The organism is Gemmobacter nectariphilus DSM 15620, from assembly GCF_000429765.1.
In the GTDB taxonomy this organism is placed as follows: Bacteria; Pseudomonadota; Alphaproteobacteria; order Rhodobacterales; family Rhodobacteraceae; genus Wagnerdoeblera; species Wagnerdoeblera nectariphila.
Window position 1 is genome coordinate 1 of record NZ_AUCM01000040.1, and the last position, 11,999, is coordinate 11,999.

The 11,999-nt window shown below is 55.6% G+C and carries 11 protein-coding genes and 2 pseudogenes; 7 read left to right on the forward strand and 6 right to left on the reverse strand.

Features of this window, described 5'->3' with window-relative positions:
• Positions 1-52 precede the first annotated feature (52 nt).
• Positions 53-1,021, reverse strand: coding sequence for a DUF4365 domain-containing protein (locus G481_RS24560; protein WP_051294653.1), 969 nt, complete (start codon positions 1,019-1,021; stop codon positions 53-55).
• A 246-nt stretch (positions 1,022-1,267) separates the two neighbouring features.
• On the opposite strand from G481_RS24560, the pseudogene G481_RS24565 reads away from it, so the two are divergent.
• From G481_RS24565 to G481_RS26115, 7 genes and pseudogenes are all read left to right on the forward strand, one after another.
• Positions 1,268-1,573, forward strand: a pseudogene (locus tag G481_RS24565) (IS5/IS1182 family transposase); the annotation flags it as partial.
• A gap of 113 nt (positions 1,574-1,686) precedes the next feature.
• Positions 1,687-2,753: pseudogene (locus G481_RS24570) on the forward strand (IS110 family RNA-guided transposase).
• Positions 2,728-3,654 (forward strand): IS110 family RNA-guided transposase, encoded by a 927-nt coding sequence (locus G481_RS0118225; RefSeq protein ID WP_245595007.1) that lies wholly within the window; start codon positions 2,728-2,730, stop codon positions 3,652-3,654. Before G481_RS24570 ends, G481_RS0118225 begins: the two are co-directional and overlap by 26 nt.
• A 606-nt stretch (positions 3,655-4,260) precedes the next feature.
• Positions 4,261-6,084 carry a hypothetical protein gene (locus G481_RS0118230; protein WP_028031265.1) on the forward strand — a complete coding sequence of 608 codons (1,824 nt, stop codon included), beginning with the start codon at positions 4,261-4,263 and terminating at the stop codon, positions 6,082-6,084.
• Positions 6,085-6,305: 221 nt separating this feature from the next.
• Complete coding sequence (locus G481_RS25700; protein ID WP_084451109.1) at positions 6,306-6,827, forward strand: HIRAN domain-containing protein; 522 nt, start codon at positions 6,306-6,308, stop codon at positions 6,825-6,827.
• A 135-nt stretch (positions 6,828-6,962) separates the two neighbouring features.
• Positions 6,963-8,075 (forward strand): AAA family ATPase, encoded by a 1,113-nt coding sequence (locus G481_RS0118235; RefSeq protein WP_028031266.1) that lies wholly within the window; start codon positions 6,963-6,965, stop codon positions 8,073-8,075.
• Positions 8,076-8,464: 389 nt separating this feature from the next.
• The gene (locus tag G481_RS26115) at positions 8,465-9,397 is read left to right on the forward strand and encodes a hypothetical protein (protein ID WP_154664685.1); all 933 of its coding nucleotides are present in this window, start codon (positions 8,465-8,467) and stop codon (positions 9,395-9,397) included.
• A 7-nt stretch (positions 9,398-9,404) separates the two neighbouring features.
• On the opposite strand, the gene G481_RS26120 is transcribed toward G481_RS26115, so the two are convergent.
• The 5 genes from G481_RS26120 to G481_RS26290 all read right to left on the reverse strand — a co-directional run.
• On the reverse strand, positions 9,405-9,608 hold the full coding sequence (locus tag G481_RS26120; RefSeq protein WP_154664686.1) for a hypothetical protein: 204 nt from the start codon (positions 9,606-9,608) through the stop codon (positions 9,405-9,407).
• A gap of 588 nt (positions 9,609-10,196) precedes the next feature.
• Positions 10,197-10,544 (reverse strand): hypothetical protein, encoded by a 348-nt coding sequence (locus G481_RS26125; protein WP_161630547.1) that lies wholly within the window; start codon positions 10,542-10,544, stop codon positions 10,197-10,199.
• Between the two features lie 167 nt (positions 10,545-10,711).
• Positions 10,712-11,191, reverse strand: coding sequence for a hypothetical protein (locus G481_RS0118250; RefSeq protein WP_028031268.1), 480 nt, complete (start codon positions 11,189-11,191; stop codon positions 10,712-10,714).
• A gap of 109 nt (positions 11,192-11,300) precedes the next feature.
• Positions 11,301-11,609: a hypothetical protein gene (locus G481_RS0118255; RefSeq protein ID WP_154664688.1), complete on the reverse strand. Its 309-nt coding sequence runs from the start codon at positions 11,607-11,609 to the stop codon at positions 11,301-11,303.
• 73 nt (positions 11,610-11,682) lie between these two features.
• Positions 11,683-11,999 (reverse strand): hypothetical protein (locus G481_RS26290; RefSeq protein WP_028031270.1); only part of this gene is annotated, 317 nt, incomplete at its 5' end.

Genomic DNA, 11,999 nt, shown 5'->3' on the forward strand with positions numbered 1-11,999 from the left:
CCGTGGTCTACTTCAACGCAACACAAACCGATCAGCAGGTGCAGGCAGTAGCTTAAGTCAGCCGGAAATCTGTCCAAGAGTTGGGGAGTAGCTCATTTCTTGTGTAGACGCTGACAACTTGGGCTGATGTCTTCTTCTTGGCGCTGATATAGGGAAAGCTGCGCGCCAAACCTTCGGGTTGCGGGCGGAAATAAAAGAGCTTTCGCTCTTTGTCCCAGCGCAGATCATCGCCAAATTGATGGGCGAGGTTCAATCGCAGAAGAAAAGCGAACTGGTTATGGATATGGATATCCTCGTGATTGGCGAATAGCCCGGTATCAACGGCTTCCACCTGATCGATATCGACAATATCGCGCGTCGCCTCGTCGCGCGGATCATGAAACGCCCAGAAGGTCGATTCATGTATTGTCCAATCGAAACGCTTTCCCTCATCGGCATCATGCAAAATCGCGGTGGCCTTCTTGGGTGAATACGGCGTAGAGGCCACAAAGAGCTCTTCAGGAAAGGAAATGGGAAGAATATTGACGATAGCGCTTTCGCCGCCGCCAAGTGGGGGCACGAAATATCCGTGGCCTTGTTTCGGCACAGTAAGCGCGGCCAGCCGGTCTAAAGCGTACCGATCAAGCTTGTCTTGTGTCTTGTCAAAGATCAGACGCCGCTCGCCTTCGCCAACGCCTGTGCCGACATCCTTCCAATAGTAGGAATCATCAGCCTCGCGGTAGAGAACGATGATCACCGGCAGATTGGAGCCGCGCCAATACCGCAAATCCTCAAGCTTAAGACGATAGGTGAACCCTGTATCGGTTTCCGATGAGTATTTGCCTGCGCGGGTGGACTTGACCTGAACAGCGATCATCTTGGCAGTGGGCTGCCCATCCAGCATGACTTCGGCGATGGCGTCGATCCCAGCCTCAAGCCGTGAACGCGCATCGAACTGAAACCCCATGCGCAGGAACTGTGCGCGGGTGGCAGCTTCGCCGAGCTCGCCGATCTGCTGGTTGTCGGTGATAGTCTTGTTCATGGCGGCACTATAGAACACTGAGGGAACATTTGCACGGGCGGACTCGGCATAGGCGAGTAGTTATCCGCAGATATTGGGGACTGTGCTACCAGCAAACACCAGCCATGGCGTCTGCGCAAGCGTCTGGCAGTCCGGAGCGGCAGCGACGGGCTAGCGCAGCTAGATCGTCACCACGGCTGTCAGATGAACTGCGGCGACCGCTAATGAGTGTGCGGGCTCGTGATCCACCTGCGAAAGGGTGGCGGTACCGGTGCAGCGGCCCTGCTGGGCAGCTTGCCAAAAGCGGACTGGTTGCTGGCTGACCGGGGCTATGACGCGGATTGGTTCAGAGATGCGTTGAAAGACAAAGGGATAAAGCCCTGCATCCCCGGAAGGAAGTCTCGTGGCAAACCCATCAAGCACGACAAGCGCCGCTACAAGCGCCGCAACCGGATCGAAATCATGTTCGGGCGCCTGAAGGACTGGCGACGCGTCGCAACGCGATACGACAGGTGCCCAAAGGTCTTCCTCTCCGCCGTCGCTCTCGCAGCAACCGTCATGTTCTGGCTATGAAACGAGAACGAGATGCCGTAACGGGGCCTGCGCCGCGACCCACCCGTTACCGTTGCAAAACTGAGGGCAAGCTGGCGCCACTCCCGTATTGGATCCATCGGGAGGACTTCGGGATCAAGCTGTTTGTCGGACTGGACGTGTCGCTGGAGAAGACCGCGATCTGCGTGGTCAGCGAACATGGGAAGATCGAGAGAGAGGCGCAGGCGGCCAGCGAGCCGGAAGCGCTGACCCGTTGGACGGGGAACCTCGACGGCACCATCGCCGCCATCGGCCTGGAAGCCGGTCCCCAGTCGCAATGGTTGCACCGTGGGATGACCGAGGCTGGACTCGACATCGTGCTCATGGAAACCCGGCAGGTGAAGGGGGCGCTTAAGGCCATGCCGATCAAGACCGATCGCAGGGATGCCGAAGGGATCGCGCGCCTGCTTCATCTGGGGTGGTTTCGGCCAGTTCACTGTAAATCTGTGTCGGCACAAGAGGTTCGCGCTGTTCTGAACGCGCGCAAGGCAGTGCAACAGGGCTTCATCACGCTGGAAATGTCCCTGCGCGGGCTCTTGCGGAACTTTGGTTTGAAGGTCGGCTCCATATCGCGCGGCAGGTTTGAACAGCGCATTCGCGACCTAACGACGGGCAACCCGATGCTGTTGGCGGCAACCGAACCGATGCTACGGGCGCGACTGTCGCTCCGACAGGAGCTGGCCGGGCTGGAACGCCGTGTCCGCCAGCTTGCCCAGGAGGATCCTGCCTGCCCCGCATGATGTCCATGCCCGGGGTCGGTGCGGTGGTCGCACTGACCTATCGATCGGCGGTAGATGATCCTCGCCGCTTCACGTCCTCGAAGAAGGTCGGGCCATGGGTCGGCCTGACGCCCTCGCGAAACCAGTCGGGCGAGCGCGATGTCTCTGGCGGGATCACCAAGGCGGGCGACGTCAACCTCCGACGCGCCCTGTGCCAAGCGGCGACGGTCATGATGTATGAGGAGGGTCAGAAAACAGTCCAGTGGACTGTTTTCCCGACGATTGGTGGCCGTTCGACCTAGCTGAGAACATGGGCCGCGCAGGTTGCCCTCCGCCGTGGCACAAAGCGCGCCATGGTCGCCTTGGCACGGCGTATCGGGGTAATCCTTCAACCTATCACATGGCCGCGTTATCGGCATAGATGTCAGCCGCGATTGGCTTGACGTCCATTGCCTCCCAGATGGGCATCGCTGCAAAGTGCCAAATGCTCCTGCAGGTCATGCTGCCGTGGCGGATCTTGCCCGGGACCGGGATGCCGTCGTTTGTTTTGAATCGACTGGCGGTCAGGAATGGCAACTCTGGGCGCTTCTGGAGATGGAAGGCGTTACAGCCCGCCAGGTGCCACCCGCTCAGGTAAAGGCGTTTGCGCAAAGCCGTGGCACACGCGCCAAAACTGACCGGATCGATGCCGAACTCATCGCTCGCTTCTTCGCCTTCCGGCCCGAAGCAGGCCGCAGTCTTCCAGCGGAAAAGCTGCGTCTTCTTAGAGCTTTGACGACCAAGAGAGCGCAGTTGGTCGAGATGCGCAAGCGGCTGCTGGCCCAAATCCGTGCGCATCAGAAGCTCGGCACCGCCGTGATGTTCGAGGACGTCGACACCGAGTTGAAGCAACGGATCGACAGCCTGATCAAGGAACTGGAAGACCGGATCACCCGAGCCATCGCGAGCGATGAACGCCTGTCGGAGACCGCCGGTGTTCTCCGCTCTATCCCGGGGATTGGCCCGGTTGCCAGCACGATGCTGATTGCAGAAATGCCCGAGATCGGCACCATCACCGGCGAACAGGCTGCCGCACTCACCGGATTGGCCCCGGTCGCGCACGACAGTGGAACACTTCGCGGGAAACGGGCCATCGCTGGAGGTCGCCGTGCTTTGCGGCACGTGTTGTTCCAAGCGGCATTGGTCGCGGCACATCACAACCCGAGCCTGAAATCCTTCGCAGACCGCCTCCGCAAGGCCGGAAAACCGCACAAGGTCATCATCACCGCCGTCGCCAGAAAGCTTATCACCATCGCAAACGCCCTGTGCAAGAGCCGTCATAAATGGACCGCCGCAACGGCGTGAGAGATACAGTTGCTAGTGAAGCGCTAAGACGTGTTGAGGCCAGTTTCGCTGTTCGGGGGCGAACATCAGCGCAAAATTGATTGACGTGGAAATGATGTCGATCAGTCTACCCCACAAAAATCAAGGCCGCCCTTTCGGACGGCCTTTATGTGTTTGTGAACCCTTCGTTGGCCCTCCAGGTTCCGAGTGCAGCGTCAGGTGAGATAAGGCCTTAGGCTGCGGGTTTGTCACGGCATATAGACAAGAACTAAATAGCCTGGCATTGCGCGCCAGTCAATATACCGCTCCAGATTTTTTCAAGATCCGTTAATCTGAGGTATTGACTCCCGCAATCATTAGCGCTAATTACAATGCATTGACGCGGGGATTGGTCTCTCCGCAGGCATATAGAGAGACGGATAATCGCAATGAATTCGCATTTGCATATCACGCTATACGCTCACATGGGGACGCGCCATTCGCGTTTGCACTGCCAAGAAAGCCTTGGCATGCGTGAGCTCACTTAGAAGAAACGACAACACATCCGCAATCTACCCGCGAGCTTGGACGCCTGCAGATCACTTCTGGATCCTGCATGCTGGTCGGGTAAATGGCTACACGTTTGACGTGAGCGTCAAGATCAGGTCCGAAGAAGACTGCGCGTTCTGGCAGTCGATCGAGGATTTGCGATACGGGCGTGCCATTGCCGAATACGAAGAGCGCCGAAAAAAGGGGCCACCAGGCGGCAAGCCAAAACGGAAGATTTTTGCAGACATCCCACGCGGCAAGGTTACGCCGATCATTTTCGATGGAGGCGGCGACCTTCTTGATATGGCCCTTGATGGTCTAGCTGGCCGCGATGACGTTTACCTTAACCAAAACACTCTTGTCGACTGGCGCAAAACAGCGCTGATGCGCAGCGTCAGCAAGGTTTACATCGACCTCGACGACCCGGAATGGCTTTACGGGCTGTCGCTCGAAGAGGTCGCTAAAGAGGTTCTGGATTTCTGCCAGCTCGTCGGCATTCCTGTGCCTTCATATATCATCAAATCAGGCGTTGGCCTCAACGTGGTCTGGCTGCATACAGTTGTTCACAAGACCCACTTCCCACGTGAGGGCGAAAAAACGACTGACGATTGGAAGGACACGATTAAAGCGCTATTTGACTTATTCCAAAAGCGCTTTCTGCCCGACCCAGCCGCGCGGGACATGACCCGCATCTTCCGAATTTGTGGCAGCGTAAACAGCAAGTCGGGCGCGACGGTCCATCCGATCTTTGTTGCGGGCGATGACGACCTGGAACCGCAAGTTTACGACTTTGAACGGCTATCTGACCAGATTACGATGGCCAACCTTTTTACTCCGCCTCTCCCGCACCTGTGCATCCGCAGTCAGGCAGAGATCGAGGCCAAGGCTGCCGCAGCGTCCGCGCGTCGGAAGGCCACCGAGCCTGCCAAGAAGCCCAAGACCAACAAGAATGCAGAGAAGAAGAACACTCAGAAGCCTGCCAGCAAGCCTGCTGCCACGGTTCCGGAAACAACCATACTTCCGGAACCGAGCTTCGCCAGAGCTGAACCCCTCGACGACATCGCGGCAGACCAGATTGCTGAGGTTGCCAAGGTGAACGATCGCTACGCTTACCTGCTTGCGGATATCTACGACATCATCAAGCTGCGTGGCGGTGTAACCGAGGGTATGCGCGACGAATTCCTGTTTTGCGTGGCCGTCTGCCTGGCTCGTGGCGGATATCGTGGAAACTCTCTTGCCAACGAGATCCACCGTCTTGTTCCACATGCTGCGGGCATAGATCGTGACGAGGCCCTGGCGTTCATGGGCGCCGTGCTGGCGCGTGCAGACACAAGCCATGAGGGCCATGATGTGCGTTACCATCTGACAAACGAGTCCGTCAGGCGTCGTCTAAGCATCACGGACCAAGAGCTGGTGAAGATCGACTCCCGAACCCTCCACAAGCCAACCTGGAAAGAGCTGACCGAAGAGGAAAAGGCCGCAGATGCGCGCGAACGTAAGCGCCGCCAGCGTGGTCAGCAGGGCGCTGGACGATCACGGGAAGATCTGAATGCCGCCCAGGACGACAGGGCTGCGACGATCCTTCGTCACGCCGAGAATGGCATTTCTGTTCGCCGCATCGCCGAGATCACGGGATTCTCGAAGTCTGTTGTGGGCAGGACCCTTGCCGCTCATGCAGCCAGACAAGAAACTCCAGAGTCCAGCCCTTCCGAGACTGTCCCAGATGTCACACTTATAAAGGGGAGCCGAGAGAGAGGGGACGGCGTAGCTGGGGATACAGGCTTCGGTGATCACGACAATTCCGAATCGGAATCGCGTAATCAGGGGAGGCCGGACGTTCGGCATATCCAGACCTTCGGAACTTTGAGCCGCGAGGGGGTAGATCGGCTGCTACAGTCTATCCGGAATCGAAGAGCAGCATAAGGTATCGGCAACCATATATATCGGTCACGTGACCACTGTCCCAGATGTCACACTTATAAAGGGGAGCCGAGAGAGAGGGGACGGCGTAGCTGGGGATACAGGATGCGGGAATCGGGGAAAAGGATCAGTATCGGGAAATCGGCATACACAACATCCGGTAAATTAATCAGAGGTTAACGCAAATCTTGCATATCAGATCAAGGGAAAGTTGAGGATCCGATATGGCAAGCAATGTGGTGTATCTCGCGGACTACCGTCAGGCTCGGGAATCCAAGTCATTTGTTGATATACTTGTCCCACGGGTTCGAGATCAGGTCAGATTCCATGATCACCAGATTCCCTCTCGGAACTATACACCACCAAGATCTCCGAGATCCAGTTACTGCGCCAGCCCTGCGGCATTTGGCGAAAAACGGGGAACCTACTGGATCCTGACCAGCATTGCCGGGATCCAGCACCACGACCGCAAGGCCGGTATTGATATAGTCCAGGGTGACCGTCTTCAACTGGTGCGTCAGCACGATAATAGTCACGATCCAAACGCTATCCGGATCCTCGACAAAGACGACAGGATTCTGGGATTCGTCCCGAAACGCAATGCTGCGAAGCTTGCGGCTGTTATCGATTCCGGAAAGGAGCTTCGGGCTTACTTTGTCAGCCTGTCGGTAAACAAAGACTGCCCTGTAGCCTATATCTTCGTTTGCGGCGATATCCCAGAAATACCGAAACGAAATGTGATCTGAAGGCTTGTCGGACTCCCAGTTCTATGCCATGGTCACCGCAACCAAGGGTCACCATCATGTTCCGAACTACCATCACCCGAATATGACGCTCACCCGAATTTTCGGGTTACAGCAGCACATATCGAGGGTGGCAACATGTCCAGAATCCCGTTTATCCATGCGCAGTTTCCGGATTCCTCGGAGTCCGAGAAGCAGCTTATGTTCCGCCTGGAAAAGCACCTGCGTAAGCTCCGAGCAGCCAAGCCGATCCCGCAGGATCCCGAAGACGACAATTTCCCGGAATCCCTGAAGCCTTACGTCCAGGCGGACACCAAAGACGCTGGCCAGGTTATTACATACGCCGATAACAGGCGCATCGAGCGCCGTGCCCAGCGTTTGTACAAAGCAAGGCTTGCGGCTTCGGGCCTCGGTCACCTCAAGAAAGAGGATCGGCAGCGCCTGGAAGCCCTGCGAAACGGTGTCAGTCTGGTAACCATTCCATCCGAACACCGCGCAGACGAGCTGGCCGCAGAACTGCATTCTGAAATGCCGTGGATGTCGCCAGCCACGGAGCTTATATGGCATGCGATGCGCGCCTCGGTGCGCGAAGGCTGGCCTGGTCTTCGGCTGCCCTCGATGTTGCTTGATGGCCCGCCTGGAATCGGAAAAAGCCACTTCGCGCGCCGCCTGGGCAGCCTGCTGTCTCTGCCCACCACCATCGTCGAGGCAACGAGCGAGAGCGCGTCCTTTGGCCTGGTTGGCGGCCAAAAAGGATGGAGCGAAGCGCATCCTGGTCGGGTTCTCGATACCGTGCTGCACAGCTTGGTCGGCAACCCCATCATCATCGTGGACGAGATCGAGAAGGCAGGAGATGTCACGTCACATCGAGGCCAGGCATTCCGTCTGGTTGACGCGCTGCTGCCGCTGCTTGAGCCTATGACCGCCCGAAAATGGACGTGTCCGTATTTTCAGGTCGGTTTTGATATGGGCTGGATCGGATGGATTCTGACGTCAAACGACTACAGCCGTCTGCCGGAACCTCTGCTCAGCCGTTGTCCACCCATCAGGTTGCGGGATTTGACCATCCCCGAGCTTGCCGGATTCCTTCGTCGTCAGGGCGCAAGCCGGAATCTGTCCGAGGACGCCGTGGAAGCCATGATCGATGTGCTTAAGCATCCAGGACTCCGCGATCAGCGTCCCAGCTTGCGGGTTGCAGCACGGATGCTTGCACGAGCTGCAGACCTGGAGCGGATGCCCATGCTGCACTGACATGGCAGGGATCCCAGATCGACGTCCTGCGCTCAGAAGATACCATCCCAGCCCTGCCAAGGGCTGCGCGGCCCCCATGAGGCGGGGGCCAGCGTCGGAACGACGGGGAGGACACGCACCGCAGGTGCGAAAGAGAGAGCGCTGATCCTTCCTGTCCGAAAAGTAATCCTTTCGGACACTTCCCCTGTTCCCGTGTTTCCACTGTCCGACAAGGTGTCCGTTTAAACCTCGCGTTAACTGTCCGAAGGTATCTCGAACTTGTCGGACAAGATGCATCCGTGACGCATCCGCAAACAGGATGATCGACGCATGGGGTGGTATTCGATTGCCACCCAGCCCGAATAAACCCTACTGTTTCTTTTGAAGAATCAGTTCTTGGGGAACCTTCCATGTTCAAATTCGCTACTCGAATCTGGGTCATGATACTCGTCATTGCTTTTGTGCTTTCTCTGGGTGTGAATGCTGCAGTTATTGGCATCGCTTCTGTTGGGACAGTTGTTGCCGGCATCTATGACGCGGTCACTGGAACCACATCCGCCTACACCGCTACGAAGGAGCGCGTATTGCGATCAGAGCGAGAGGTGGCTGATTTGGCTGCGGAGCGGATCCTACTTCAATCCGAAGCTGCAGCGTTGTTAGAAGAACGTGATCAAGCCATCCGCAGATCCGACGAGCTTTTCGATCAGGTTGAAGCTGGTAAAGCCGACAACGCCCGACTAACGGACGACATCCTTGCAAATCAGTCCCGTATTTCGAGCCTGGAAGATGATATTCGTACGAAGGAGTTGCGCATTGTTGGGCTCTCTGATGAACTCAGGAAGAACGAAATAAGAATCGCGTCTCTTTCAGACGATCTTGATCAACGGGATGCTAGAATTCGTTCTCTTACGGACGATACGACCCGGCGAGCTGATATTGTCTTTTACCGAGGAGCTCGAACTTCACTTTCAGAAGCTGTTCACGATACCAACGGCCGTATTGCTCGACGCACGGCAACCGCAGCAACCAGAAACGCTTCCTCTGTTGTCGCCGAAGCAATCCCATATCTCGGTATTGCCGCAATGCTTGCTGTTACTGCCTATGATCTGAAAGACAGCTGCGACACCATAAAAGATCTTCACGCTCTTGATGTAGCGATTGATCCAACCAAAGAGTTTGGCGAGGAAGAGACAGCGGTCTGTGGACTCAGCGTGCCAACCATGGACGAGGTATGGAAACAAGTTAAAATCGGCTCTAAAGAGGCCTGGGTCAGTGCCGGTGAATACCTTCCGTCTCTTCCCGAGTTCTCGCTTCCTTCCTGGAGAGAGCTAAAGTTCTGGTGAATTAGCATCATTCATTGCCCGCTATTTGGAACGCGTTGCCAGGAAATGGCGTGAGGCGCTTGCCGAATGGCAGGAACAGCTTGGGGCTGAAAAGAGCAGACTCGAGGAGCAGCAACAAGACCAGCAGCAGCACAAGGACGCTAAGTGTTGATCGTCGGATACAGACGAGGATGCAGGCAAGACGACCGTGCATGCTGAAATCAAGAAGCACAGATCAGGATCCTAGAAGCTGCTCAAGGCCAGCTCACCAAAGCAGATGACCCTTTCGGTTTGCGGTCCATCTGCCCGCCCCCATCTCTTCGCATTCATGTCACATAGCACTGCAAACGCCCCAGAAAAGAGGGCCGTGGCTCAGTCGGTATCCCTCCCTGCGCCCGCTCCACCCCTCTTGTCTGGCTCGTTTTTCAGGCTTTTTATGTGCCATGCGAAGAGACAGTGGCTCCGAAGCAGATGCACCCCAAGCCCGACACGGAGAACATCAAAAACCCCTTCCGGGGTTGAGATTTCAGGTTACCGGAATCAAAGCGTGGGCGATTCCCACACAGTCCCAAGCTTACCGGAAACAAAAAAGGGCCGGTTTCCCAGCCCCTTTCAGGTATTCCAGATTACCGGTTTCATCGCATCGCGTTCAGGATCCAGCGCTCCAGAAGTGTCTGCATGGTCAGATGACGATCCGCAAGATATTCCCTGAATCGCTCGTGATCCACGGAATTCAGGTTGAAGCAACACCGCTTTTGTGGCCCCATCTTAGCCCGCCCAGGTCTTCCTGGACGGGGTTTGTTGGCTCCTTGATCTGCCATCATTCAGTCCTAGCCTCTGCTCGTGCTTTCATGGCTTCTGCGCGGACTTCCATCGCTTCCAGATATGCGGCTTTGGCCCTCAGAACTGAGGGATGCTCGATCAGTTTACGGTTGACGTAGATGACCGCTCCATGACTGCCTCTGCCCGTCCAGATCTTCTCGGCATTCTGACAGTATTGGTTAATCCAGCACTTTGCGTTATTCGGAAGATCATACATCCTTTTGCGCTTAGCCATGCCTTCTTGACCACGAAGGCTTCCAAGATTCCCCAATTTCCTGTCAATCCTAATTACAGTGTCCTGAAACCTCTTGCGTGCTTTTGCTATTTTCTTATCGTATTCCATCATGTCCATATACCTTTGCTATGATTTGCGGGCTCATTTCGTGTCCCGCAATTAATAAATACCGCTCCCTAATTAAAGTGGGGTTAAAGTTTTGCGCACAAATTCTATCCGGGCCAAAGAAAAAGGCCCAGATTTCTCCGAGCCCTTGGTGTTCAAGATTACCGGAACCATCACATCGTTGGACCATCCAGTTCCGGATCAACCGATATCCGCCCATTCCGATCCATGTTTTCTTCAAAAATCTCATGCAGCGAAGCTTCCAGCGCGTCTTTGTCGGCAAACTTGCCGGTCAGCTCGACAAACATCAGCCTTTTGATCTCATCGCGGCCCATCGCAACTTTCAGTCCATCCTGGTCGAATGCATTGTCCACCCGCATGTTGCGAGCCACGACAAAATCCCGCTCAGACGTAAACGCATGGGTTTCGATGTGTTTTCCGGTAATCTTGTGTCCATCGATCTCGCAAGCCGTGTTGTAAACATAAGCAAAAACATGGCATTTCTCGTCATCTGCCGGTTTCTGAAGCTTGTTCCGGATTTCTAGCGGCCACTTGCTATAGTCCTGAGCCGAGTATTCCGCGAGCTTCCGGAACTCCGATTTTCCGGAAACTTCCGCAGTCCGCAAAGCATTCCGGAAATCTTCTGCCGTCATCTTTTCGCCAAATAAATTGAGTATTCTTGTCGTGATATCCTCCCGTGACAGTATGTAAATGTGTTCCCGTTGCTGCAATAAAAAAGCCCCCATTTCTGAGGGCCTTCCGTCAAATCCTGGGTGATCCGGTAAGTCGCATCAGCTCGTCGTATACCTGTGTTTCCAATCTCTCGAAGATCTCTCGACGCGGCATGTCCAGTAGCTCGGTCACATCTGCAAGCCACTTGACCTCAAATTCCGGGCCAAAATCCGGCATCTCATCTTCCTCGACGATGCTCCAAAAATCGCCGGAATCGTTCTCAGTCACCAGCCAGATTGATGCACTCTCGGCCATCTCTTGCTTGCCGTATCTCGCATAAAATCCCAGCATTCTCTGGACTTCTTGCTCTACCTTTCGTCTTATCTCGGTGTTCTGCATTATCAATACCTCCGTGAAAATCATGCATTAAATGGTGTAGCCCCCGGATTTCTCCGAGGGCTTGGCTTCGTGATCACATGCCGAGCTTAGAGCCGGTTGTGTATCGAGCGCGTTCGAACTCGACCAGCTCCTCGATCTTCTCTTCGTCAATCAGATCATCAAACTGAGCAAACTCATCGCCGTAGTCCGCAGGATCGATCTCGAATCCTTCGTCATCATGGAGCGATAGGACACCAGGATCGATCTTCCAGACGGAGTCGTCGGACCAGACAAGCTCGGCATCCGGATCTTCGAGATGAACCGCCCCGGGTTTACCGGAGGGCAAAACTCTCGGAGAATTGCCCGTTATGGAACAGACATCAAAGAAGAAGACCGCGAAGCCGTATTCAC

Excerpts from the sequence above, each read along its gene's own strand:
- G481_RS24560 (WP_051294653.1), bottom strand. The coding sequence starts at position 1,021 with ATGAACAAGACTATCACCGACAACCAGCAGATCGGCGAGCTCGGCGAA.
- G481_RS25700 (WP_084451109.1), top strand. The coding sequence starts at position 6,306 with ATGGCAAGCAATGTGGTGTATCTCGCGGACTACCGTCAGGCTCGGGAA.
- G481_RS0118235 (WP_028031266.1), top strand. The coding sequence starts at position 6,963 with ATGTCCAGAATCCCGTTTATCCATGCGCAGTTTCCGGATTCCTCGGAG.
- G481_RS26115 (WP_154664685.1), top strand. The coding sequence starts at position 8,465 with ATGTTCAAATTCGCTACTCGAATCTGGGTCATGATACTCGTCATTGCT.
- G481_RS26125 (WP_161630547.1), bottom strand. The coding sequence starts at position 10,544 with ATGATGGAATACGATAAGAAAATAGCAAAAGCACGCAAGAGGTTTCAG.
- G481_RS0118250 (WP_028031268.1), bottom strand. The coding sequence starts at position 11,191 with ATGACGGCAGAAGATTTCCGGAATGCTTTGCGGACTGCGGAAGTTTCC.
- G481_RS0118255 (WP_154664688.1), bottom strand. The coding sequence starts at position 11,609 with ATGCAGAACACCGAGATAAGACGAAAGGTAGAGCAAGAAGTCCAGAGA.